The following is a 21,617-nucleotide window of genomic DNA, read 5'->3' as shown; positions in this document are numbered from 1 at the left end:
GGAGGAACGTATGGCCAGACTGGGAATGGTGATCGACCTCAAGCGCTGCATCGGCTGCAACGCTTGCACCGTAGCCTGCAAGCAGGAGAACGGGACGCCCGCCGGTGTCCACTTCGCTCGCGTCATCACCCGCGAAGTGGGTACCTACCCGCAGACCCGGCGCACCTTCCTGCCCGTGCTGTGCAACCACTGCGAGGACGCGCCTTGTGCCCAGGCCTGTCCCAGCGGCGCCACACATATCCGTGCCGACGGCATCGTCATGGTGGACAAGGACGTCTGCATCGGCTGCCGCGCCTGCGCCGTGGCCTGCCCTTACATGAACCGGCACTACATCGAGCGCGGCCTGCTGGAGCATGGCTACAGCGGCGACGGCGTGAGCCCCATGGAAGCGGTGAAGTTCACGGAGTTCGAAGAAGGCACCATGACCAAGTGCACGCTCTGCGCACCTCGCGTGGACCAGGGTCTGGAGCCCGCTTGCGTAGTCACCTGTCCGACCGAGGCCCGCATCTTTGGCGACTTGGAGCAACAAGACGGTCGCCTGCGGCGTTTGATTCGTGAACGCAACGGCTGGACGCTGCTGCCCGAGGCCGAAACCAAACCCAGTGTGTACTACCTGGACGAATAGAGTGAGGGAACCATGAGCGCACAACCTTCCATTGCCATTGCTCCGCACCGCTTCGGCTACGGCTACTACCGGCAGAGCTGGTGGAACTGGCTCATCGGCACCGCCTTCTTCTTCGGAGAGATTGGCGCCGGCCTGTTCCTGGTCTCGCTGATCACCGGCCATGCTCTGGGATTGCTAGTGGGCTATCTCATCGTGATGGTGGGCAAGAACACCGCCCACTTGATGTACTTGGGACGTCCCGCGCGCTTCTGGCGCGCCGCCATGCGCCCCGACCGCTCCTGGATCGCCCGCGGCATCTGGGCCACCGGCATCTTCGGCGTGACCGGGGCGGTGCTGCTCCTGCCACGCTATCTCGCCCTGGGCTGGCAACCCGCCCCGGCAATCGCCTGGCTGGCCGGCTTGGCCGCCCTGTTCATCATGTTCTACGACGGCTTTGTCATGAACTCGTCGCGCGCCATTCCGTTCTGGAATACCGGCATGCTGCCGCTGCTCTGCCTGACCTATGCCGCGCTCGGTGGGACCACGCTTTCCCTCACCTTGCGGGAACTCACGGGGCAGGGCGAAACCGCTCCGGCACTTCTCGTGCAGTTCGAGTACATCCTGCTGGTCACGAACCTGGTGTTGCTGGCCATGTACCTGGCTCACATGTGGGACTGGTCGCCTGCGGCCCGGGAAACCGTGCGCATGCTGGTGGTTGGCCGGTATGCCCGCTTCTTCCTCGGCCTGGTGCTCGCCCTCGGACTGGTGGCCACGTTGCTGCTCGCCGTCATCCACAGCCGTGTGCCTGCGACCTGGCTCGCCGTCCTGATCGCCACCTGCGAACTCACCGGCGACTATGCGCTCCTCATGGTGTTGCTGAAATCGGGCCTGTTCTCCCCCCAGACCGCGCCCGCTTTTCGCAGCTCCTGACGCTGCGGCTGCTTCCGGACCTTCGCCTGTGGTACCTTGCCCGCCACGGGTGTGACATCCCAGCGAAAGGAACAAGCCATGCTGCCCTCGCAGTTTGAGCAGTTGAAGAAGGACTACCCCGAGGTCTGGAAGGCGTTCACCGAGTTGGGCGACCGCTGCCACCACGCCGGTCCCCTGGACGACAAGACGCGCCGCCTCATCAAGCTGGCGCTGGCCATCGGGGCCGGACTTGAAGGTGCCGCGCACTCGGCGGTGCGCAACGCGCTGGCCACCGGCATCAAGCCCGAGGAACTCCGTCACGTGGCTCTGCTGTCCATCACCACCATGGGGTTTCCCGCCGGCATGCGTGCGCTCACCTGGATCGCCGACCAGGCCGAACCCAAGGGCTAACGCACTGCGGCATCACACGCATTGGTGATATATTCGATTGAGGCAGTCGCCATGCGCACGCCCTACGGCCTCCAGATCCTGGATAGTTGCCTGACCTGTGAACTCAGGGAGAAGCGGCTTTTCTGCAATCTCTCTCCGGTGGCAGTCAAGGAACTGGAAGCCATCCGCTCCACCGCTTCCTATCCTGCGGGCGCGGTCTTGTATGTGGAGGGGCAGAACCCGCGCGGCGTGTTCATCCTGTGCCAGGGCCGCGCCAAGCTCACGGCTTCCTCGGCCGAGGGCAAGACGCTGATCCTCAAAATCGTCGAACCGGGCGAAGTGCTGGGCCTGAGCAGTACCGTCTCCGGCAAGCCCTACGAAGCGACGGTCGAGCTGCTCGAGCCCACTCAGGTCAACTTCATTCGCCGCGACGAGTTCCTCAACTTTCTGCGCAAGCACGGCGATGCCGCCCTGCGCGTGGCCCAGCAACTCAGCCAGAATTACCACACCGCCTACCAAGAGATCCGGACCCTGGGCCTTTCGCAGTCCGCTTCGGAGAAGCTGGCCCGCCTGCTGCTGGAGTGGGCGTCCAGCGAGAACTCGGGCCGAGGCCATAAGGTGAAGGTCACGCTTACCCACGAGGAGATCGCGCAGATGATCGGCACCTCGCGCGAGACCGTCACCCGCGCTTTCGCGGACCTCAAGAAGCGTAAGTTCATCGACGTCCGCGGCGCGACCGTGACTATCCGCGACCGCTCCGCCCTCGAAAGCCTAGTTGGCGCCTGACCTCGCTTCCCCCGCCCTACTCGCCTTTGGCTGCCGGCTTGTACCAGACGCCTGCCGGCTGGGCTTAGGTCGTTCCTGCTTGCTGCCTCCTGCCACCTGGCTCATGTTTATTTGTCACTTTTCAGGGTGACTTAAGTCACAGCGTTCACCCATAGCAAGACGATATGAATAGCGCTAACGAGGCAAGCAATGTCACACACCCTGCATGCCGACCGCGCTTTCGCTGGCGCCTACGGAGCCGCTGGCTCCGCCGACCCTTGGCGCGACCTGAATGGGACCCGGCAGGTGCGCCGCTACCCCGAAGGCGCCATTCTGTTCGAGGAAGGCCACGTGGCCGACGGCGCCCTGCTGGTGCGCTCCGGGCGAGTGAAGCTCTCCGTTTCTTCGCCCCGGGGCAAGACGCTCCTGCTGGAAGTCGCCGGACCGGGGGAAATGCTGGGCCTGAGCGCCGTACTCTCCGGCCGCCCCCATGAGGTCAGCGCCCGCGCGCTGTCGCCGGTGGAGGCCGCATTCTTCCCGCGCCAGGAGTTTCTCGACTACTTGGAAGGCCACCCTGAGGCCTGCCTGCAGGTGGTCGGCCTCCTTACTACCGACCTCGACGCCGCCTACGACCGCGTCCGCAACCTGCACCGGAGATAGGCTCCGCCTTCGCGGTCCGCACCGCCTGAGTGCACATGTCACTCCCCCCTGTGACGCGAGTCACGGCCCGGTTCACGGGACTCTCCTATCCTGATGGTGGAGGCGGCGCCATGGAGTTCAAACTGAAGAAGACGGTTGGCGAGCTGGTCCTCGCGAACCCCGGCCTTCTGCCGGTGTTCGAGGAACTGGGCATCGACTATTGTTGTGGCGGCAACGTCCCCCTGGACGAAGCCTGCCGGAACGCCAATGTCTCGGTGGAGCAGGTTGGACGGATGTTCGAAGAGCGTTCAGCCTTCGCCCAGAGCCGCGAGCGCGACTGGTCGAGCGAACCGATGTTCGGCCTCATCGCCTACATCGTGAATCATCATCACTACTTCACCCGCCGCGAGATGGTGCGCCTGGACGAATTGCTGCACAAGGTCTGCACCGCCCATGGCGAGAAGCATTCCGAGCTGCTCCGTATCCGCGACCTGTTCCGTTCGCTTTCGGACGAGCTACTGCTGCACATGGCGCGCGAGGAGCAGGTGCTGTTCCCCTACATCACCGATCTGGAGAAGCGCCTCACGCGGCATGAACCGGTATTGGCTCCCGCTTTCGGCACCGTCCTCAACCCGGTCCGCATGATGATGCAGGAGCATGACTCGGCCGGCGCCACGCTCAAGCTCATTCGCAAACTGGCCGCCGACTACAGCGTTCCTGCCGACGCCTGCATGAGCTGGTTCGCCCTTTACCAGGGGATGCAGGAGTTCGAGCAGGACTTGCACCGCCACATTCACCTGGAGAACAATCTGCTGTTCCCGCGCGCGGCCAAGCTCGAAGAGCGGGCCGAACTCACCGCGGCCACAGCCTGAACGCCATGGCCACGACCGCGGCGAATCAGGAGCTCACGATGTCCAAGGTCACCATGGTGCGGGAGTGGGATGTGGAAAGCTTCCACGCCCGTGTGCTGGACCTGGAAAAGCAGGGATACGTAGCCCGCCGCGAAACCTACACCATCCGCGCCGAGATGCATCCGGAGACCGGCTGGATCGTCCACCTGCATTCCATGGAGATGGTGAAGGAACAAGGGGAAACGAACCACTGAGGCTTCAACCCGTTTCGCCGAGGAGCCCTGCTGTGCCTATCTGCCCGGCTCCTATCGCAAAGCCACAACTGCCTTAAAGGTTGGTTCCTGGGTTCGCCCGCTGCGATTTTCCGGCTCACCTTCATCGCGGCTGCTGCATCCAAATGCCGTATAATCTCTTTGTACGGCGGCCGATTTCGGGCGATTTCACCGGAGCAGGTAGTTAGACAGAAGATGTCCAAGCGACTGAAAGCAATCCTCCTAGGAACTTCCGCCATGGTGGTGTTGTTTGCCATCCTGGGCGGGTTGGGCGTGCGTGCTGCCTCCGGCGAGGGCGCGTACCGCCAACTGGGCGTCTATGGCGAAGTGCTGCAGCGCATCCGCAGCGAGTACGTCGAAGAGCCCAACATCACCCAGGTCACCGACGGCGCATTGCACGGCCTGGTGGAATCGCTGGATGCCAACTCCAGCTATCTGAACCCATCCGAGTATCGCGTATACAAACAGCACAAGGCCGATGGCAAGGGCAATATCGGCGCCATGCTCTCCAAGCGCTTCGGCTATGCGGCTGTGATCTCGGTCATTCCGGGAGGTCCGGCGGCCAAGGCGGGCGTGGAGGGCGGCGACATCCTGGAAGGCATCGATGGCCGCTCCAGCCGCGAGATGTCCCTGGCGGAGATCCAGAACCTGATGCCGGGGCAAGTGGGCTCGAACATCACCTTCTCCATTGTGCGTCCCCGCCGCAACGAGCCGCAGAAAATCACGGTCACGCGTGACGTAGTACACGCCCCGCCGGTTTCCGACCGCGTGCTCGAGGGCGACGTGGGCTACCTCAAAGTGGATACGCTCGGCAAGGGCCGCGCCCAGGAGATTGCCTCCAAGATTCGCGCTCTTGAAACCGCGGGTGCCCACAGCCTGGTGCTCGACCTGCGCGGCGTTGCCGATGGCGAGCTCCCAGAAGGCATAGCCGTGGCTAATCTTTTCCTCAACCGCGGCGTCATCACCTACCTGGAGGGGCAAAAGTACGCGCGCGAGACCTTCGCTGCCGATCCGGCAAAGGCCATCACCAGCCTGCCGTTGGTGGTCCTGGTGGACCGCGGTACTGCCGGGGCGGCGGAAGTGGTGGCTGCGGCCGTGCTGGAGAATGCGCGCGGCGATGTAGTTGGCGCCCGTACCTTCGGCCTCGGTTCCGTGCAGAAGGTCATCGAGATTGGCGACGGCTCGGCGCTGATTCTTTCCGTGGCCAAGTACTACTCGCCGGGAGGTAAGGCCATCCAGGACAACGCCGTCACGCCTAACGTACTCGTGGCTTCCGCCCAGGACGAGCTCGATTTGGAAGAAGGCGAAGGAGAGGGACCCGAAGCGCCCGCCAAGCCGACCTCGCGCGAGGACGACGTCCTGCGACGCGCTCTCGATCTGGTGAAGGGCAAGAAAACATAGGTTTGGGTCTCCGGGTGTTGACGCTAGGTATCAGGAAACCGGGCAGCGGTGTCCAATCCTCCTGGGACCTGAGGCCTGACGGCTGAGACCTTCCCGGTCACTGGGCGCGAGTCCGTGGCCGCGGTATTCTGTAGCTGCTCCGGCGACGCGTAGTGGATGGAACTCCTCGAGTCGCAATTCCCCGGTGAAGAAGCTCCCCGCAGGAAGCTGGTCGGGAAGGTCCTGTTCGTGCTCCTGCTCCTGGGAGCTGCAGCGGTCGGCGGTGGCGCCGGTCTGCTGCTGGTGTACACCACCGACCTGCCGCAGGTCGCCGAACTGGAAAGCTACCGGCCCAGCTCGGTCACCGAGCTCTACGACGATCACGGGCGGGTCATCGGTTCCTTCGCGCTGCAGCGGCGCATCATCGCTTCCTACGATGACTTCCCGCCCGTGTTGCGCCAGGCCATCCTCTCCATCGAAGACAAGGAATTCGAGAGCCACTGGGGCGTCAACGTCTGGCGCGTAGCCGGCGCGGCATGGCGCAACCTGGTATCCGGGCGCATGCGCCAAGGCGCTTCTACGCTCACCATGCAGCTCTCTCGCAACCTCTTCCTCTCACCCGACCGCCGCCTGGGCCGCAAGATCCAGGAATCGCTGCTGGCCATCCAGATTGAGCGGCGCTTTACCAAGCCTCAGATCTTCACCATGTACGCCAACCAGATCTACCTCGGACATGGCAATTACGGTTTCGAAGCTGCCGCTCAATACTACTTCTCCAAGCCGGCGCGGAATCTGACGCTGGAGGAGGCTGCGCTGCTGGCCGGCTTGCCGCAGAGTCCGGAATCGCTTTCCCCTATCAACCGTCCCGACCGCGCGCTGGCCCGCCGCAACCTGGTCCTCAACGCCATGCTCGAGGACGGGAAGATCACCGCCGAGCAGGCCACCCGCGCCAAGGCCTCGCCCATCCGCCTGAACGTGAGCGTTCCCACCAACAACCTGGCGCCCTACTTCGTGGAAGAAGTTCGGCAGTACCTGGAGCGGAAGTACGGCAGCGAGGAGGTGCACCGCGGTGGCCTGCGTGTCTACACCACGCTCAACCTCGAACTGCAGAAGGCCGCCAACAAGGCGGTGCTCGACGGCCTGGCCGCCTACGAACGGCGGCATGGCTGGAAAGGCAAGCTGCGCAACGTGTTGCGCATGGGCCAGACGATTGAGTCCTGGCGGCATCCCGACTGGTTCGAGCCGATGGAGGCGGGCAGCTACGTGCACGCGCTGGTCACCGAGGTCACGCCCGCGACCGCCACGGTGAAACTCGGCACGCGCACTGCGGAGCTTGGACCGTCGGATATTTCCTGGACCGGCCGGCGCTCGCCGGACAAGCTGCTGGAAGTCGGTGACATCGCTTATGTGCGCGTCGTGTCACAGGAAGGCAGTGGCCGGGTGAAGGTCGCGCTGGAACAGGATTCCGGCGCGCAGGGCGCACTGCTGGCGATGGATAACGCCACCGGTGACATCAAGGCGATGGTCGGAGGCCGCGACTTTGACGAGTCCAAGTTCAATCGCGCCACCCAGGCCCTCCGCCAGGTGGGCTCCTCCTTCAAGCCGTACGTCTACACGACGGCGATCGAGCAGGGCATGTCGCCCAATGACGTCATTATCGATGCCCCGACGGTGTTCACTTCCGGCGGCGGGCCCTACGCACCCCACAACTACGACGGCCGGTACGAGGGCGCCATCACGCTGCGGCGGGCACTGGCGCAATCGCGCAACGTGCCCGCAGTCAAAGTCGCCGAGCAAGTGGGAATCAATAAGGTCATCGATACAGCACGCCGCTTCGGCGTCACTTCGCCCATGCCGCCGTACCTGCCGGTGGCGCTGGGCGCCGCCGAAGTCACGCTTGCCGAACAGACGGCGTCGTTCGCCGTCTTCCCCAACGACGGCGTGCGCGTGACTCCGCATTACATCCGTCGCGTCACCGACTATGACGGTCGCGTGCTGGAACAGAACTTCCCCGAGGTGCGCGACATCATCGCGGCGCGCACGGCGCGCATCATGACCATGATGCTCCAAGGCGTGGTGCAGTTCGGCACCGCCGTCCGCGCCAAGTCGCTGGGCCACGCGCTCGCCGGCAAAACCGGAACGACCAACGACTTCACCGACGCCTGGTTCATGGGCTTTTCCCCTTCGCTCACCTGCGGCGTCTGGGTCGGCTTCGACGAAAAGAAGACGCTGGGCTCAAGGGAAACCGGCGGCCAGGCGGCCCTGCCCATCTGGATGGACTTCATGAAGGTGGCGCTCGAAGGTCGCGACGGCGAGGAGTTCATTCCCGCGCCGCCCATTCCGCCCACGGCCATCGCCCAGAAGATCGACACGCCGGACGAAACACCGGGGGACGGCGAAGCGCATTAACGGATCCGGCTCTACCGCGCCGTTCCCGCCATTCGTGCTTCCTCCACTGCCACGAAGCATTGGTCCAGGATGCGCGTAGCTTCGTCGACGTCGCTCTTCGAGATGTTGAGCGGCGGAGACATGCGGATGACGTTGCCGTGCAGCCCGCCGCGGCCGATGAGCAGCCCGCGTTTGCGTGCTTCTTCCATCAGGGCGAGCGTGGCCGCAGTGGCCGGCTCCTTCGACTTGCGGTCCGTGACCAGCTCCATGGCCTGCATCAGGCCCATACCGCGCACGTCGCCGATGAGCGGGTGCTTCTCCTGAAGCTCCTCCAGCTTCTCCCGGAAGTAGCCGCCGACCACGGCAGCGTTGGTGCGCAGGTCGTCTTCCTCGATCAGGTCGATGACGGCCTTGGCGGTGACGCAGGTGACCGGGTTGCCGCCAAAGGTGGAGATGGTCAGCCCCTGGAAAGAATCGGCGATCTCCGGCCGGGCGACGGTGAGTCCGACGGGCACGCCGTTCCCCAGACCCTTGGCGGAGGTGAGGATGTCGGGCTCGACCTCCCAGTGCTCGATACCGAACCACTTGTGCCCGGTGCGTCCCCAGGCGGTCTGGACTTCATCGGCGATGAAGTCACCGCCGTACTGGCGCACGATGTTGAACGCCAGCTTGAAGTACTCCTTGGGCGGAGTGATGAAACCGGCCACCCCCTGGATGGGCTCGGACAGAAGCGCCGCGATGCGCCCCGAGGTGGAAGTCTGAATGACCTGCTCGATGTCCTTGACGCAGGCGATGTCGCACTCCGGATACTTCAGGCCCAGCGGGCAGCGGTAGCAGTAGGGGTTCATGGCGTGCACCACGCCCACCTCGATGGTCCCCTTGCGCCAGGTGTGCAGGCCGGTCATGGCGCGCGCCACCGACGACCGCCCGCTGTAGCCGTGGCGCAGGGCCACGATTTCGAAGTTGCCGGTGTGCATGCGCGCGATCTGCACCGCGGTTTCATTGGCTTCCGTGCCGCTGTTGGTGAAGAACGACTTCTTGAGCGCGCCGGGCGTGATCTCGGCGATCTTTTCCGCCAGCGCCACCATAGGTTCAGTGGGAAAGCAGGTGGAGACGTGCTGGAGCTTTTCGATCTGCGCCTTGGTTTTCTCGATGATGCGCGGGTTGGCGTGACCCACGCTGATGGTGACGATGCCGCCGAAGAAATCCAGGTACTTGCGCCCGTCCACATCCCAGACGTGCTGCATGGAACCGCGATCCAGCGGCAACGCCTCCTGATAGTAGGTGGCGATACTGGGGAAGATGAATTCCTTTTGCTTGCGCACGATTTCTTCGCGGGTCATGGGGCGGGTCCTTTCCGCGGACGCGCGGGAGCGTTCGCCGGGAAATGAAGCACACATCTTCTCACGGAACCCGCACTCTGGCACACTGACAGGAAGGGATGACGGCGAAGCGCATCTTTCGCGGCTTGCTGATGGGAGTGATGCTGGTGTTCGTGGCCATGGTGTCGGCGCTGATGGCCATGCGCTGGGCCATCCATGGCCGCGAAGTGGAGATTCCCAGGCTGGTGGGCATGGCGCCGGTAGAGGCGGAGCGGACCTTGCGGCCGCAGGGGCTGCGGTTGGAGGTGGAGAGCCGCTTCTACAGCGCCGATGTGCCGGAAGGCCGCATCGTTTCGCAACAGCCGCCGGCGGGAACCAAGGTGCGCGGCGGATGGCGGGTGCGAGTGGCGGTGAGCCTGGGGTCGCAGCGCGCCGAAGTGCCCAGCGTGGTGGGCCAGAGCCCGCGCGCCGCAGAGATCAACGTGGCGCGCCGGGGGCTGGAGGTGGGCAACGTGGCCGTCATCCATCTGCCTGACCTTCCGGAAGACCAGGTGGTGGCGCAAAGCCCGCCGCCCTTTGGCGGGCCGACCGCTTCCCCGCGCGTCAGCCTGCTGGTGACCGCGCCGCGCGAGACGGAAGCGTTCGTCATGCCGGACCTGGTGGGACAGCCGCTGGCCGAGGCGTCGGCAGCCGTGGAGCAGGCAGGCCTGCTGGTGGGGAACGTCACGGTGGTGTTCGGCGAGCCCACGGCAGGGGAGATTCCATCCATTTCGAAACCGACCGTCGTCAGCCGGCAATTGCCCGCCCCGGGGACACGGGTGACGCCCGGCACCGTGGTGCACTTCGAGATCACGCGATGAGGCGCAGCACGTTCATTCCCTAGCGCGGCCGGCGCTCCAGGATGGCGGCGAAGAAGCCGTCGCAGGGATGCACGCCGGGAAGCGTGCGCAGGTAAGGACCCCGGAGGAGCGAGTCGAGATCGCTCCACACCAACAACCTCGCAGCCTGAAGGCGCATGAGCTGCTCGCGGCAGTCGATCAGACGCACGTCGCTCCGCTGGGCCACAACTTCTTCCACGACTTGTTCATCCTCTTCCGGCTCGAGCGAGCAGGTGGAGTAGACCACGCAGCCTCCATCCGCGGTCTGGTCAAGTACGGCGCCGAGAATGGCGACCTGGCCCGTATGCAGGTCATGAAGGTCTTCCGGCCGGAGACGCCACTTGATTTCGGGATTGCGGGCCAGTGTTCCTGTGCCCGAACAAGGCACGTCGGCGAGCACAGCGTCAAAGCCGCCGGCGAAGGGCAGGCGGGTGGCGTCGGCAGCGGCGATGCGCACGTTGGGCGCGCGCACCAGCTGGCGCAGCAGGCGGGCGCGGTGCGAATGAAGGTCCACAGCGAAAACGAGCGCTTCCGGATGCTGCTCGCTGAGCGCGGAGGACTTGCCGCCGGGGGCAGCGCAGCAATCCAGAATGCGGCGACCTCCGGGAACCAGCAGCGCTATGAGTTGCGAAGCCTCGTCCTGGAAATGAACGCGGCCCTGCGCGAACGCGGGCGGTTTAGTCACATCGCCATGAATTACGCGTCGCGCGGTGGAGACCAGTACTCCAGGCTCCAGTTCGACGTCGGCGGCGGTGAGTTCGGACTCAAGGGCAGAATCGGCGATGCGCAGAGTCGCCTGCGGGGGTTGCTGGTCGTACCGGCAAATCCGAACCGCGGTTTCGAGGCCCAATCCCTGCGCCCAGCGTTCTACCAGCCACGGCGGGTGAGCGTACTGCTCGGCGAGATCCGCGGCGTCGGCGGGTGGCGCGGCCGCGGGCCGCAGCGCGCGCGGGGTTTTCGCCAATCGGCGCAGCACGGCGTTCACGAACGGCGCCGCGAAGCGCTTGCCGGCGCGCTTGGTGAGCTCCACGCTTTCGTCCACCGCGGCGTGTGCGGGGATGCGATCCAGGAAGCCGAGCTGATAGGCTGCCATGCGCAACGCGACCAGTACTTCTGTATCGAGCTTCTCGAGCGGCTGCCGGGAAAGCCGCGCGAGCGCCGAGTCGAGTCGCGAGCGCCAGCGGAGCACGCCCATCACCAGTTCGGTAGCCAGGGCGCGGTCCAGAAGCGAAAGCGGATGGAGTATCTGCGAGTGCAGCAGCTCATCCGCGTACGCGGATTGCTGCTCCACACGCAGCAGGATGTCGAAGGCGGCGGCGCGAGCGGGCGACACCGGCATTGGGTTCAGGCGCCGAGGCGCTCGCCGGGCTGCGGACGATATCCGTGCAGGAAATCGCTCGCCGGCATGCGCTTCCTGCCTTCCGGCTGAACTTCGAGCAGTTCCAGGGCAGAGCCCTCGCTGCATCCCAAGAGGAGGCGCTCGCCCTCAATACGCAGTTCGCCGGGCGCCGTATTGGACGGCGATTCCGCAACGCGCGCACGGTGAATGGCGAAGTTCTTCCCCCGGAAGATGCTGTAGATACCCGGCCAGGGCTGGAAGCCGCGCAGGCGGTTGTGGATTTCGCGCGCCGTCTTGGCAAAGTCGATGAGCCCATCCTCCTTCTTGAGCAGGGGCGCGAGCGTGGCGTGTTCGTGGGCCTGAGGGCGCGGCTCGATGGTCCCGGCTTCGAGCCCGCGCAGCGTATCCGCCATGAGGTCGGCACCCGTCGCGGCCAGCTTCGGCGCCAGGGTTTCGGCCGTGTCGTCGTGCGCGATGGACAGCGCGCGCTGCATCAGGATGTCGCCGGTGTCGAGGCCTTCGTCAATGCGCATGGTAGTGACGCCGGTGATGGCTTCCCCGGACGCGATGGCCCATTGGATGGGAGCCGCACCGCGGTACTTGGGGAGCAGCGATGCGTGGAGGTTCAGGTTGCCGTGCGGCGGCAGGTCGATCATCCATTTGGGAATCATGCGGCCGTAGCCGACCACGATGATGGCCTGTGGCCGCAGGGACTCCAATTGCTCGCGAAAGGCCGTATTGTGCTTGATCTTCTCTGGCTGCACGAGGGGAAGCCGGAGCGAGTCGGCACGATGCTTGACGGGCGAACCGGCCACTTCCAGCCCGCGCCCGCGGGGGCGGTCGGGTTGGGTGACGACCAGCCGCAGGTTGTGGCCCGCTTCGACCAGGCGGTCGAGCGTGGGAACGGCGAATTCGGGCGTGCCGCAGAAGACCAGATCCATTGGGTAATTGGGAAATTCGGTAATTGAGAGATCGACTGCGCGAATCCAATTACCAAATTTCCAAATTTCTCAATTTCTCAATCCCTACCACTCTCCCGCCTTGGCCAGCTTGCGAATCTTGCGCTTGATGAGATCGCGCTTGAGCGCGCTGATGTGGTGGATGAACAGGCGGCCGTTCAGGTGGTCGGTCTCGTGAAGCAAAGCGCGCGCCATGAGCTCCTCGCCGGTTTTCTCGAACACTTTGCCGTCCAGGCCCTGGGCGCGCACGGTAACGCGGTTGGCGCGCGTAACGTCGGCGCGGAACTCAGGCAGGCTCAGGCATCCCTCGCTGGCGCGCTGCTTGCCTTCCTTGTGGACGATCTCCGGATTCACGAGGACCAATTTGGCGTTCGGATTTTCCTTGAAGGTGACGTCGATGACGGCCAACCGCTTGGCGATTCCAATCTGCGGCGCAGCCAGGCCGACACCGTGGGCGGCGTACATGCTTTCAAACATGTCTTCGACCAGCTTGCGCAGCTTGTCATCGAACACCGTGACCGGCGCGGCAGGCTGTTCCAGCACCGGGTCGCCAAACTTCACGATGGGATAGATCATCAGTAATTCCGCAACTGCTGGCAGTAGCTCCGGAAGTTGCGTTCGGTCTCCATCATAGAGTCACCTCCAAACTTCTCCAACGCGCAGCGTGCCAAAATCAGCGCCACCATGGCCTCGCCTGCAACTCCGGCCGCAGGCACCACGCAAACGTCCGAACGCTCGTAGGCAGCCGCCACCGGCTCGCGGGTCTTGAAGTCCACCGATTCCAGGGGACGCCGCAGCGTGGAAATCGGCTTGAGATAGCCGCGAAGCAAAATGTCCTGGCCATTGGAAACGCCGCCTTCGATGCCTCCGGCGTGGTTGGAGCGCCGCGTGAAGTGCGTGAAGGTGGTGGCGCCGGCGGCATCGTAGACGATGGGATCGTGCACGGCCGATCCCGGCGAGCCGGCCGCGGCCACACCCACGCCGATCTCGACTGCCTTCACCGCGGGCAGCGACATCAGGGCGTAGGCCAGCAGTGCGTCCAGGCGCTCATCCCAGTTGGCGTAGGTGCCCAGCCCCGGAGGGACACCGTGGGCCACCACTTCAAAGACGCCGCCCACCGAGTCGCCGGACTTCAGGGCCTTGTCGACTTCCTCTTTCATGCGCGGTTCGGCTTCCGGGTCAGCGCAATTGAGCACCACCTCGTCACGCTCCGCCAGCACGCGTACCCGATCCCAGGGGATTTCGGCATCGCGGACCGAGGCCCCGCCGACCGCCAGCACATGGCTGAAGATCTGAATGTCCAGTTCGCGCAAAAAAAGCTTGGCAAAGGCGCCGGCGGCCACGCGCGCCGCAGACTCGCGGGCCGAAGCGCGCTCCAGCACGAAGCGGGCGTCGGCAAAGTCGTACTTGAGCGCGCCGGCGAGATCGGCGTGTCCCGGGCGCGGGGAAGCCACGGGCCGATGCTTGGACGGGTCGCCTTCCTCCACCGGCAAGGCTTCCTGCCAGTTCTGCCAGTCGCGGTTTTCCAGGCGAATGGCAATGGGCGAGCCGATGGTCGCACCCTGGCGCACTCCCGCAAGGATGTGCGCGGTGTCGCGCTCGATCTTCATGCGGCCGCCGCGGCCGTAGCCCTGCTGCCGCCGCCAGAGTTCCCGATCCACGAAGGCTGGGTCGATCTTCACCCCTGCCGGAATGCCGGAAAGCAGCGCAATCAGGGCCTCGCCGTGAGATTCGCCGGCAGTGGAAAAGCGCAGCATGGCAGCCGGCCATTCTAAATGAGGCGCGTCGCAACCGCGTATTGACACGCCGCGGGTGCGGGCGTACCGTGTGCCCAATCTTTCTTGGTGAGTGGGTGCCTGGTCGCGGCGGCCCGACCCACGGCACACCGTCTCGGGGGGGACGGTATGGAACGGTGCGCGTGGTTTCTGTTTCTCATTCTTGTGTCGGTCCCGGGGTTGGCCCAGCAGAGCGACAAATCCGCCAGGTCCGCCCAGATGCTGGAGCTTTGGGTACGGCCGCTTACGGCGATAGACACGGCAACGGCAACGCCGGACCAACTGGTCGAACTCGAATTGTGGCGAGAGGCGCGTGACCGTGACGGCCGCGTTGTGATCCCCAAAGGGGCAAAGCTCTTCGGCAGCATCACGCTGGTCGAATCCCGCGCCAGGTACGGCGAAGCCAGGCTGGGGCTCTACATCCTGAAAGCGGAGTGGAAGGGCGGGCGCAAAGTGCTGAACGCATTTCTCGCCGGGCCGGTCTGCATTTCGGTGGAGAGATCAGGCGCCAGTCTGGTGAATGTGGACAAGGCAGTGGTCCGCGTGGCTCACGGGCCGGTTACCGCCGCCAGCGAAAAGCACCGCCAAGTGGCGCCGGAGCGTGACGACATGTACGGCGTGGTCTACGTGTCGCACGAGCAGGAGATCCGGCTCACGCACGACGTCCTGCTTCCCCTGCGGCATATCCCGCCGGAGTTGCTGACCGCGGCGGCGAGCCGCTGACGCTCCGCGCTATCTCCTTGCGCTACGGCACCGCCAGTGCCGCCAGCGTCTTCAGGTCCGGGACTTCGAGGTCGGGACGCGCCTCCGAGGGAACGCTGGCGCCCCAGGGAGTCGCCTTGCCGGCGCGGCGATTCACCCACACGGTGGCCAGGCCCAGCGAGCGGGCCGGGGCGATATCGTGGAAGCGGCTCTGGGCGCAGTGCAGAACCTGGGTTGCGGGCAGCCCGATGCGCTCGATGGCCCGCTGGAAGTTGTTGAGGGAAGGCTTGTAGCTGCCTACCTGCTGCGCGGTGATGACGAAATCAAACGGCACCTCGAGCCGCTTGGCGGTTTCGGCGAACAAGTCGTCATCGGTGTTGGAAATGATGGCGAGCTGAAAGCGCGTCTTCAGGCGCTTGAGCGCCTCCACCGTGTCCGAAAACGGAGGCCACTCCGGCAGCGACGCCGGCAGCGCATCCGCTTCCACGGGTGAGGCGGGAGAATCCAAGCGAAGACCGAAGGCGTGCACTACCGAACGCAGCACGTTGCGGTACGTCATGTACTCACCGCTCTCGGCTTCGGATTCGAGTTCGGCGTAGGCAAAGAGGATCTCGTCGTCGCTCAGAGCCTTGCCGTGGCGGCCGAGCAGCGGCCGGAAGAAACCCAGGATGCCGCTCTCCCAGTCGATGAGCGTGCCGTAGCAATCGAACGTGAGCACCCGGTAGCGGGAGAAGTCGAGAGGCAATGGAGTAATCGGGTGATTGAGTAATCGGGTAATTGAGAACGCCGGGAGGCGATTCTGCAATTACCCGACTACACGATTCAACGGCCGCTCAGGGCTTGACCTCGACCGGCGATTGCAGCTTGAAGCTGAGCAGCGACTCGGCGGGGATGTTGATGTCCTGGTTGCCGGTCAGACCGGCACCCGCCGTACCCGCGCCCGCGCCCACTGCCGCGCCGATGGCTGCGCCCTTGCCGCCGCCGGCCAAAGCCCCGATCAGCGCGCCGGCGCCCGCCCCGCCGCCGACCATGGCTGCGGTGCGCTTGCCCTTCCCCTTCATCACGCGCGCGACGTCGCTGGTCTCGACGTCATACTTGGTTCCCTTGACGCGGACGGCGACCAGGCTCAGCCCCAGCCGGGCCTCGCCCTTGAACTTGCCGCGAGCCTTGGCGTCGGTCACCGTGCCCACGACTTCCGAGCCCTCGGGAATCACGACCTTGCCGTCCACCGAGATCGGCTCCGCCACCACTCCGGTGAAGCTGTCGCCAGCCTGGCTGATCTTCGAGCCCAGCGCCTCCCCGGTGCGGACAATGATGGCGGTGCCTGCCGGTACGCTGATGGGTTTGGCTGTCATGCGTTCGATCAGCCCGGGCGACGATCCCTTGGCCGCCATTTCGGTCTTGGCGGCGCCTTCCGAAGCGGTTTCCTCGCTGGGCTTGCTGCTGCAAGCCGCCAGCGAGATCATCAGTGAGAATACCAGTGCGAATGTTCCAAGACGTGTGCGCATCTGCACCTCCTGTCGATTTGCTCTTCTATCAGACTGTGGCCTTGCCAGGCAATGTCCGGTTGGACATGTCCGGTTGGGGATGCGGTCGGAGTATTGCCTAACTCCGAGCTTAGATGATTCCGGCCCCAAAGCGGTTGCCGCTTAGAGCAGGGATTCGTCAATGTGAGACGGAGAGAAGGACGGCTTCTCAGCCGGTTTCTCCCCACGTCCAACCTTCCGCGACCGGACCGGTGCGGAAGCCGGCGCCGCTGCCGCCGAACGTGACGTCCGCTGCGCTGGCCGTGCCAGATATTCCACCAGCGCCGCGCGATCGTTCTCGAACAGACTGGCGAGCAGGCGCTCGACCGCCGCGCGGCGCGCGGTTTCGCGGTCCAGCACCGCCGAGTACAAATAGGCGCGGCCGTTCTTGCGCCGCGTCACCACGCCCTTGGAGGCCATGCGGTCCAGTACCGTCATGACCGTGGTGTAGGCCAGCGCTCGCGGCAGCGCAGAGCGGACCTGCGCCACCGTGGCTGCGGACTGCCGCCACAGCACGCTCATGCAGTCCATCTCCAGTTGCGGCAGCCGCGCGTTCAAGGCCCTTCCTCCTCCGGCGAGGACGGGGTTTCGTCTCCAGCCGGTTCCGATTCGCCAAGAAATTGCCGGGCCTTCAGCAGCGTGCGGCTGAGCGAGGCGTTATATCCGGTCCACTCGCCCTCGTTCGGGTCGCGGGCCAGATGGCTGCGCATGCTTTCCATCTTGGAGTCGAGATCATCGAGGTAATGCAGCATGAGCGCCTCTGGAAACATGGGCAGCTTGGGCGAGCCGAATTCGTATTGGCCGTGGTGGCTGATGATCAGGTGCTCGACCAGCGTCTTGAGCCGTTCGGGAAAGCCCGGCACCAAAGCGATCTTCTGCTGCAGCATCTCCAGCTCGATAATCATGTGCCCCAGCAACTGGCCCCGAGTGGTGTAGCTGAAAGAATGCTCGTAAGAGAGCTCGTAGATCTTTCCGATGTCGTGCAGGAAAGCTCCGGTGAGCAGCAGGTCGCGATCGATCTCAGGATAGTTGCGGACCACCAGATCGCACAGTTTCATCAACGAGACCACGTGCTCCAGAAGCCCGCCCAGGTAGGCGTGGTGCATGGACTTGGCAGCCGGCGCCTGGCGGTAGCGCGCCGCGATCTCCGGGTCGGCCATGAAGGCTTCGAGCAGCGCTTTCAAATGGGGATTCTGCAAGGTGCCGGCCAGCTCGCCCACCGTCTGCCAGAGCTCGTCGACGTTCTTCTCCGTCCGGGGAAGATAGTCGGCAAAGTCCACCTCGGATTCTTCCAGGCGGCGCAGCTTCTGGATGGTGATCTGGTAGCGGTTGCGGTAACGGCTGATGAGACCGCGCACCTTGAGAAAGTCGTCCTGCTCGAAGCTCTGTAGATGCTCGGCGACGTTCTCCCACATGCGGGCCTCGAGCAGCCCGGTGCGGTCGGCCAGAGTGAGGGCCAGGTAGGGCTCACCGCCATCCTTGCGCGAGCGGATCTGCTTGGTGGCCACGACGAACGAAGACGTGATCACCTGGTTTTCGTGCTGCGGCGCTTCGCGGACGAAAAAATCCTTCATCGCGCTCAGAAGATCAGGAACTTCTTCTTCTTTTTCTTTTTCTCTTCTTCGACGGAAGCGGTGGTGTAAACCGGCTTGGTCTGGTTAGGGCTGGCGCCGGTATCCACGTAGCCCTCGTGGACGTCGATATAGGCTTCCTCGCGCAACCTGGTCAGGTAGGCGCGCAGGGTCGGTTGCAGCTTCGAGTAGTAGAGCGCCTCCATGATGCGCGGTTCCACCGTCTTCATCTCGGGCACGCCGGGCGTGGGGTGCTCGGTCACCTTCAGGATGATGAAGCCTTGGCGGGTGCGGATGACGTCGGAGACCTCGCCCACCTTCATCTCAAAGGTAAGCTCTTCCAGTTCCGCGGCCAGGACGCCCCGCTTGAACTGGCCGATGTCGCCGCCCTGGGCTGCCGTGGGACCCTCCGACGACCGCCGCGCCACTTCTTCGAAGCTGGCGCCGCCCCGGATCTCCGCCAGCAACTCTTTCGCCTTGCGCTCGGCCTCCTCCACCTTCTGCGGGTCGGCCGCCTGTCCTTCGGCTGCCGGCGTGGCCACCAGGATCTCGCTCAGACGGACCTGTTCGGGCTGGCTGAACTCCTGTTTGTGTTCGTCGTAGTACTTATGAATCTCTTCTTGCGTGAACTGGATCCTCGAGCCCACCTCGCGGCCGATCACCTGTTGCGTAATGATGCTGTTGCGCAGGTTCTGCTTGAAGTCCTCGAACGATACGCCTTGTTGTTGCGCGGCGCGCTCCAGGTCCTCCATCGTTTCCATGTTCATCGACTTGCGAATCTCATCCAGGCGCTTGATGAGTTCCACATCGGCGTTGATGCCCAGGTCGGCGCCCTTTTGCACCAGCAGGCGCTCGTCGATCAGGTTACGCAGGATGTCTTTTTCACGCTCGGCGAACATGGCTTGCGCCTGACCCGGAGCCTGCTGCTGCAATTCGGCCATCATCTGGGTCCGCTCGTGCTGGAGGTCGGCCCGGGTGATGACGTCCGCGTTGATCTGCGCGACGATATCCTCAATGATGGTGCCGTCGGCGCCGGCCGCCGTGGCCAGCGCCATCACCCCTGCGAGTAAAAAGAAGCACTTCCGCATACGTTCAGGCCATTTCCTTGGGAGACTCGGGGCGAACTTGCCCGCGTTCGCCCTTAGTGTACCTCCGGCCCTGGCAAAAGGACAGGCACGCCGGAGCGGCCGTTATAATGCACCCGCCATGAAACACATGATCCAGCGGTGGATGGGCGTAACTGTCATTCTGGTTTCTTGCACGATGGCCTGGGGCCAGGCGCCGGCTCCGGCTTCGGTTCCCTCGGTGCTACGGCCGGCCGGGCTGAGGAACATCGAGCGCTACCTGAATATCCGCTCGGCCTCCGGGCCCACCTATTCCCCGCTCACCGACGACATCGCCTACCTCACCAACGTCACCGGGGCGAACCAGGTGTGGAAGAACCCGGCGCGTGGGGGCTACGCCGAGCAACTCACCTTCTTCGACGACCGCGTACAGTCCGTACGCTGGTCCCCGCGCGGTGACGTGCTGCTGTTCACTCGGGACACCGGGGGCAACGAGCGTTCCCAGTTCTTCCTGATGGACCCGGATGGTGAGACCATCGATGCGCTCACCGACGCCCCAAAGGTCATTCACCAATTCGGCGGCTTTTCCCGCGACGGCGCGTGGATCTGCTACTCCTCGAACGAGAGGAACGAGCGTGTCTTCGACGTGTACGTAATGGAACTGGCCACGCGCAAGTCGCGGCGCGTTTTCGCCGGCGAGGTCAACCACTACGCACATTCCTTCTCGCCGGATGGCCGCTACGTCCTGGCGGTGCGTGAGCACTCCAACTATGACAACGACCTGTTTCTGATCGATACGCGAAGCGAGAGCGTGCTCCACCTGACGCCGCACACTGGGGAGGCCTCGTACCGCGACATGGCGTGGGCGCCGGACGGCAGCGGTTTTTACCTGGCTGCCAACCAGGGACGCGACGTCTTCAACCTGGCCTTCTACGATCTGCGACAGCAGAAACTTTCCTACTTGGAAGATTCCGTCCGCGACCTGGATGACGGCACCGGGCTTGCCATCGACCGGCAGGGCAAGTGGCTGTTCTACGCCTGGAACGAGGACGGCGCTTCATCGGTTCGCCTGCGCAACCTGAAGACCGGAACCGTCGAGCTCTTCCGGGGGCTGCCCCGCGGCGTGGTGGGCCAGGCAAGCTTCAACGGAGACGGAACCAAGGTCGCTTTTGCCTACTCCTCGCCGGGCATCAACTCCGATGTCTGGGTGCTGCAGTTGAGCGCACCGGCGGCTGCGGGGACGGGCGCGGCAGCCAAGTCCACGGGCGCCGTCGCCCGCCAGGTGACGCACTCCAGCCGCGCGGGTATCCCTTCTTCCAGTTTCGTCACCCCGGAGTTCGTGCGCTATCGCTCCTTCGACGGCGTGGAGATTCCCGCGTTCCTGTACTTGCCGCTTGGCGCGCAAAAAGATGGGCGTTTGCCGGCCATCGTGTATGTGCACGGCGGACCGGAATCGCAGGAGCGCCCGAACTTCAATGCCACGTTCCAATACTTCTTGAACCGGGGGTACGCCATCCTGGCGCCCAATATCCGCGGCAGCGCCGGATTCGGCCGCGCCTATCTCCACCTGGATGATTTCAAGAAGCGTCCCGACGCCATCCAGGACGTGGCCATGGGGGTGGAATACTTGAAGGCCGGTGGTTACGTAGATGCCCGCAAGATCGCAGTGATGGGCGGCAGCTACGGCGGTTTCATGGCGCTGGCCCAGGCCACCATGCACCCGGAACTCTGGGCCGCGGTGGTGGACATCGTCGGCATCAGCAACTGGAAGACCTTCTTTACCAATACCGGGCCCTGGCGCCGGGCGCACCGGGCCGCGGAGTACGGCGATCCCGAGAAGGACCCGGAATTCATGGCCTCCATCTCACCCATCAATTTCGTGGACCGCGTCCGCGCTCCGCTCATCATCATCCAGGGCGCCAACGATCCCCGCGTGCCCAAGATCGAATCCGACCAGATGGTGGAGAAACTGAAGGCGCGCGGCGTGCCCGTGGAATACCTGGTCTTCGCGGATGAAGGACACGGCCTGGCCAAGCGCCCCAACCGCATCAAGGGCTACTCCGCCATCGCCGACTTCCTGGACAAATACCTGAAGAACGCGCCCTAGACGGTGCCCTGGACGGTGCCCCATGTCTGCGCCACGCCTTTCGGCGCAGACGTGGGAAAAACCAACTCCCCTCGCCGAACCATGCCGCGCGGATGCCACACCCTTGTCCCTCCGCGCTTGGAGCAAGAGATGTGTCAATGACTCAATGGTTCAAGGATTCAATCTCCACGGTGCCC

The 21,617-nt window shown here is 64.5% G+C and carries 22 protein-coding genes; 12 read left to right on the top strand and 10 right to left on the bottom strand.

Annotated features, from left to right (window positions below; translation table 11 throughout):
- Window positions 1-10: 10 nt before the first annotated feature.
- The 9 genes from VLE48_03245 (at window position 11) to VLE48_03205 (ending at window position 8,219) form a co-directional block, all read left to right on the top strand.
- Complete coding sequence (locus VLE48_03245) at window positions 11-625, top strand: 4Fe-4S dicluster domain-containing protein (GenBank protein ID HSA92001.1); 615 nt, start codon at window positions 11-13, stop codon at window positions 623-625.
- A 12-nt stretch (window positions 626-637) separates the two neighbouring features.
- Window positions 638-1,534, top strand: a complete 897-nt coding sequence (locus VLE48_03240) for a DmsC/YnfH family molybdoenzyme membrane anchor subunit (GenBank protein HSA92000.1) — start codon at window positions 638-640, stop codon at window positions 1,532-1,534.
- 78 nt (window positions 1,535-1,612) lie between these two features.
- Window positions 1,613-1,924 (top strand): carboxymuconolactone decarboxylase family protein, encoded by a 312-nt coding sequence (locus tag VLE48_03235; protein HSA91999.1) that lies wholly within the window; start codon window positions 1,613-1,615, stop codon window positions 1,922-1,924.
- A gap of 51 nt (window positions 1,925-1,975) precedes the next feature.
- Window positions 1,976-2,689, top strand: a complete 714-nt coding sequence (locus VLE48_03230) for a Crp/Fnr family transcriptional regulator (protein HSA91998.1) — start codon at window positions 1,976-1,978, stop codon at window positions 2,687-2,689.
- A 189-nt stretch (window positions 2,690-2,878) separates the two neighbouring features.
- A complete protein-coding gene (locus tag VLE48_03225; protein ID HSA91997.1) occupies window positions 2,879-3,328 on the top strand; it encodes a Crp/Fnr family transcriptional regulator in 450 nt (149 codons plus the stop codon).
- 110 nt (window positions 3,329-3,438) lie between these two features.
- Window positions 3,439-4,179 carry an iron-sulfur cluster repair di-iron protein gene (gene ric, locus VLE48_03220; GenBank protein ID HSA91996.1) on the top strand — a complete coding sequence of 247 codons (741 nt, stop codon included), beginning with the start codon at window positions 3,439-3,441 and terminating at the stop codon, window positions 4,177-4,179.
- A gap of 38 nt (window positions 4,180-4,217) precedes the next feature.
- Complete coding sequence (locus tag VLE48_03215; GenBank protein HSA91995.1) at window positions 4,218-4,412, top strand: hypothetical protein; 195 nt, start codon at window positions 4,218-4,220, stop codon at window positions 4,410-4,412.
- Between the two features lie 213 nt (window positions 4,413-4,625).
- Window positions 4,626-5,831: a S41 family peptidase gene (locus VLE48_03210; protein HSA91994.1), complete on the top strand. Its 1,206-nt coding sequence runs from the start codon at window positions 4,626-4,628 to the stop codon at window positions 5,829-5,831.
- 156 nt (window positions 5,832-5,987) lie between these two features.
- Window positions 5,988-8,219 carry a PBP1A family penicillin-binding protein gene (locus VLE48_03205; protein HSA91993.1) on the top strand — a complete coding sequence of 744 codons (2,232 nt, stop codon included), beginning with the start codon at window positions 5,988-5,990 and terminating at the stop codon, window positions 8,217-8,219.
- A gap of 11 nt (window positions 8,220-8,230) precedes the next feature.
- Here VLE48_03205 and VLE48_03200 read toward each other — a convergent pair whose 3' ends face one another.
- A complete protein-coding gene (locus tag VLE48_03200) occupies window positions 8,231-9,541 on the bottom strand; it encodes an aspartate aminotransferase family protein (protein HSA91992.1) in 1,311 nt (436 codons plus the stop codon).
- 98 nt (window positions 9,542-9,639) lie between these two features.
- Between VLE48_03200 and VLE48_03195 the strand changes: the two genes are divergently transcribed.
- On the top strand, window positions 9,640-10,380 hold the full coding sequence (locus tag VLE48_03195) for a PASTA domain-containing protein (GenBank protein ID HSA91991.1): 741 nt from the start codon (window positions 9,640-9,642) through the stop codon (window positions 10,378-10,380).
- 19 nt (window positions 10,381-10,399) lie between these two features.
- Here the strand turns inward: VLE48_03195 and rsmB are convergent, their stop codons facing one another.
- The 4 genes from rsmB to aroC form a co-directional block, all read right to left on the bottom strand.
- Entirely contained in the window at window positions 10,400-11,737 is a 1,338-nt protein-coding gene (gene rsmB, locus VLE48_03190) for a 16S rRNA (cytosine(967)-C(5))-methyltransferase RsmB (protein ID HSA91990.1), read from the bottom strand.
- Window positions 11,738-11,742: 5 nt separating this feature from the next.
- Window positions 11,743-12,678: a methionyl-tRNA formyltransferase gene (fmt, locus tag VLE48_03185; protein ID HSA91989.1), complete on the bottom strand. Its 936-nt coding sequence runs from the start codon at window positions 12,676-12,678 to the stop codon at window positions 11,743-11,745.
- Window positions 12,679-12,762: 84 nt separating this feature from the next.
- Window positions 12,763-13,272 carry a peptide deformylase gene (gene def, locus VLE48_03180; protein HSA91988.1) on the bottom strand — a complete coding sequence of 170 codons (510 nt, stop codon included), beginning with the start codon at window positions 13,270-13,272 and terminating at the stop codon, window positions 12,763-12,765.
- Window positions 13,272-14,453 (bottom strand): chorismate synthase, encoded by a 1,182-nt coding sequence (gene aroC / locus VLE48_03175; GenBank protein ID HSA91987.1) that lies wholly within the window; start codon window positions 14,451-14,453, stop codon window positions 13,272-13,274. The genes def and aroC overlap by 1 nt, the downstream gene beginning before the upstream one ends.
- Before the next feature lie 147 nt (window positions 14,454-14,600).
- Here aroC and VLE48_03170 point away from each other — a divergent pair, with 147 nt between their 5' ends.
- Entirely contained in the window at window positions 14,601-15,194 is a 594-nt protein-coding gene (locus VLE48_03170) for a hypothetical protein (GenBank protein HSA91986.1), read from the top strand.
- Between the two features lie 22 nt (window positions 15,195-15,216).
- Here VLE48_03170 and VLE48_03165 read toward each other — a convergent pair whose 3' ends face one another.
- The 5 genes from VLE48_03165 to VLE48_03145 form a co-directional block, all read right to left on the bottom strand.
- Complete coding sequence (locus tag VLE48_03165) at window positions 15,217-15,918, bottom strand: haloacid dehalogenase type II (protein ID HSA91985.1); 702 nt, start codon at window positions 15,916-15,918, stop codon at window positions 15,217-15,219.
- A gap of 88 nt (window positions 15,919-16,006) precedes the next feature.
- Window positions 16,007-16,681 (bottom strand): hypothetical protein, encoded by a 675-nt coding sequence (locus tag VLE48_03160; GenBank protein ID HSA91984.1) that lies wholly within the window; start codon window positions 16,679-16,681, stop codon window positions 16,007-16,009.
- A gap of 141 nt (window positions 16,682-16,822) precedes the next feature.
- Entirely contained in the window at window positions 16,823-17,257 is a 435-nt protein-coding gene (locus VLE48_03155) for a BlaI/MecI/CopY family transcriptional regulator (protein ID HSA91983.1), read from the bottom strand.
- The gene (locus VLE48_03150; GenBank protein HSA91982.1) at window positions 17,254-18,273 is read right to left on the bottom strand and encodes an HD domain-containing protein; all 1,020 of its coding nucleotides are present in this window, start codon (window positions 18,271-18,273) and stop codon (window positions 17,254-17,256) included. The genes VLE48_03155 and VLE48_03150 overlap by 4 nt, the downstream gene beginning before the upstream one ends.
- 5 nt (window positions 18,274-18,278) lie before the next feature.
- Window positions 18,279-19,358 carry a peptidylprolyl isomerase gene (locus VLE48_03145; GenBank protein HSA91981.1) on the bottom strand — a complete coding sequence of 360 codons (1,080 nt, stop codon included), beginning with the start codon at window positions 19,356-19,358 and terminating at the stop codon, window positions 18,279-18,281.
- Between the two features lie 118 nt (window positions 19,359-19,476).
- Here VLE48_03145 and VLE48_03140 point away from each other — a divergent pair, with 118 nt between their 5' ends.
- Entirely contained in the window at window positions 19,477-21,441 is a 1,965-nt protein-coding gene (locus VLE48_03140) for a S9 family peptidase (GenBank protein ID HSA91980.1), read from the top strand.
- The last annotated feature ends 176 nt before the right edge of the window (window positions 21,442-21,617 follow it).

The sequence above is a fragment of the Terriglobales bacterium genome (assembly GCA_035454605.1).
In the GTDB taxonomy this organism is placed as follows: domain Bacteria; phylum Acidobacteriota; class Terriglobia; order Terriglobales; family Acidobacteriaceae; genus DATMAB01.
Note: the sequence above shows the minus strand (reverse complement) of the source record. Positions and strands in the feature narration are given on the sequence as shown.

Excerpts from the sequence above, each read along its gene's own strand:
- VLE48_03245 (HSA92001.1), top strand. The coding sequence starts at position 11 with ATGGCCAGACTGGGAATGGTGATCGACCTCAAGCGCTGCATCGGCTGC.
- VLE48_03240 (HSA92000.1), top strand. The coding sequence starts at position 638 with ATGAGCGCACAACCTTCCATTGCCATTGCTCCGCACCGCTTCGGCTAC.
- VLE48_03235 (HSA91999.1), top strand. The coding sequence starts at position 1,613 with ATGCTGCCCTCGCAGTTTGAGCAGTTGAAGAAGGACTACCCCGAGGTC.
- VLE48_03230 (HSA91998.1), top strand. The coding sequence starts at position 1,976 with ATGCGCACGCCCTACGGCCTCCAGATCCTGGATAGTTGCCTGACCTGT.
- VLE48_03225 (HSA91997.1), top strand. The coding sequence starts at position 2,879 with ATGTCACACACCCTGCATGCCGACCGCGCTTTCGCTGGCGCCTACGGA.
- ric (HSA91996.1), top strand. The coding sequence starts at position 3,439 with ATGGAGTTCAAACTGAAGAAGACGGTTGGCGAGCTGGTCCTCGCGAAC.
- VLE48_03215 (HSA91995.1), top strand. The coding sequence starts at position 4,218 with ATGTCCAAGGTCACCATGGTGCGGGAGTGGGATGTGGAAAGCTTCCAC.
- VLE48_03210 (HSA91994.1), top strand. The coding sequence starts at position 4,626 with ATGTCCAAGCGACTGAAAGCAATCCTCCTAGGAACTTCCGCCATGGTG.
- VLE48_03205 (HSA91993.1), top strand. The coding sequence starts at position 5,988 with ATGGAACTCCTCGAGTCGCAATTCCCCGGTGAAGAAGCTCCCCGCAGG.
- VLE48_03200 (HSA91992.1), bottom strand. The coding sequence starts at position 9,541 with ATGACCCGCGAAGAAATCGTGCGCAAGCAAAAGGAATTCATCTTCCCC.
- VLE48_03195 (HSA91991.1), top strand. The coding sequence starts at position 9,640 with ATGACGGCGAAGCGCATCTTTCGCGGCTTGCTGATGGGAGTGATGCTG.
- rsmB (HSA91990.1), bottom strand. The coding sequence starts at position 11,737 with ATGCCGGTGTCGCCCGCTCGCGCCGCCGCCTTCGACATCCTGCTGCGT.
- fmt (HSA91989.1), bottom strand. The coding sequence starts at position 12,678 with ATGGATCTGGTCTTCTGCGGCACGCCCGAATTCGCCGTTCCCACGCTC.
- def (HSA91988.1), bottom strand. The coding sequence starts at position 13,272 with ATGATCTATCCCATCGTGAAGTTTGGCGACCCGGTGCTGGAACAGCCT.
- aroC (HSA91987.1), bottom strand. The coding sequence starts at position 14,453 with ATGCTGCGCTTTTCCACTGCCGGCGAATCTCACGGCGAGGCCCTGATT.
- VLE48_03170 (HSA91986.1), top strand. The coding sequence starts at position 14,601 with ATGGAACGGTGCGCGTGGTTTCTGTTTCTCATTCTTGTGTCGGTCCCG.
- VLE48_03160 (HSA91984.1), bottom strand. The coding sequence starts at position 16,681 with ATGCGCACACGTCTTGGAACATTCGCACTGGTATTCTCACTGATGATC.
- VLE48_03150 (HSA91982.1), bottom strand. The coding sequence starts at position 18,273 with ATGAAGGATTTTTTCGTCCGCGAAGCGCCGCAGCACGAAAACCAGGTG.
- VLE48_03145 (HSA91981.1), bottom strand. The coding sequence starts at position 19,358 with ATGCGGAAGTGCTTCTTTTTACTCGCAGGGGTGATGGCGCTGGCCACG.
- VLE48_03140 (HSA91980.1), top strand. The coding sequence starts at position 19,477 with ATGAAACACATGATCCAGCGGTGGATGGGCGTAACTGTCATTCTGGTT.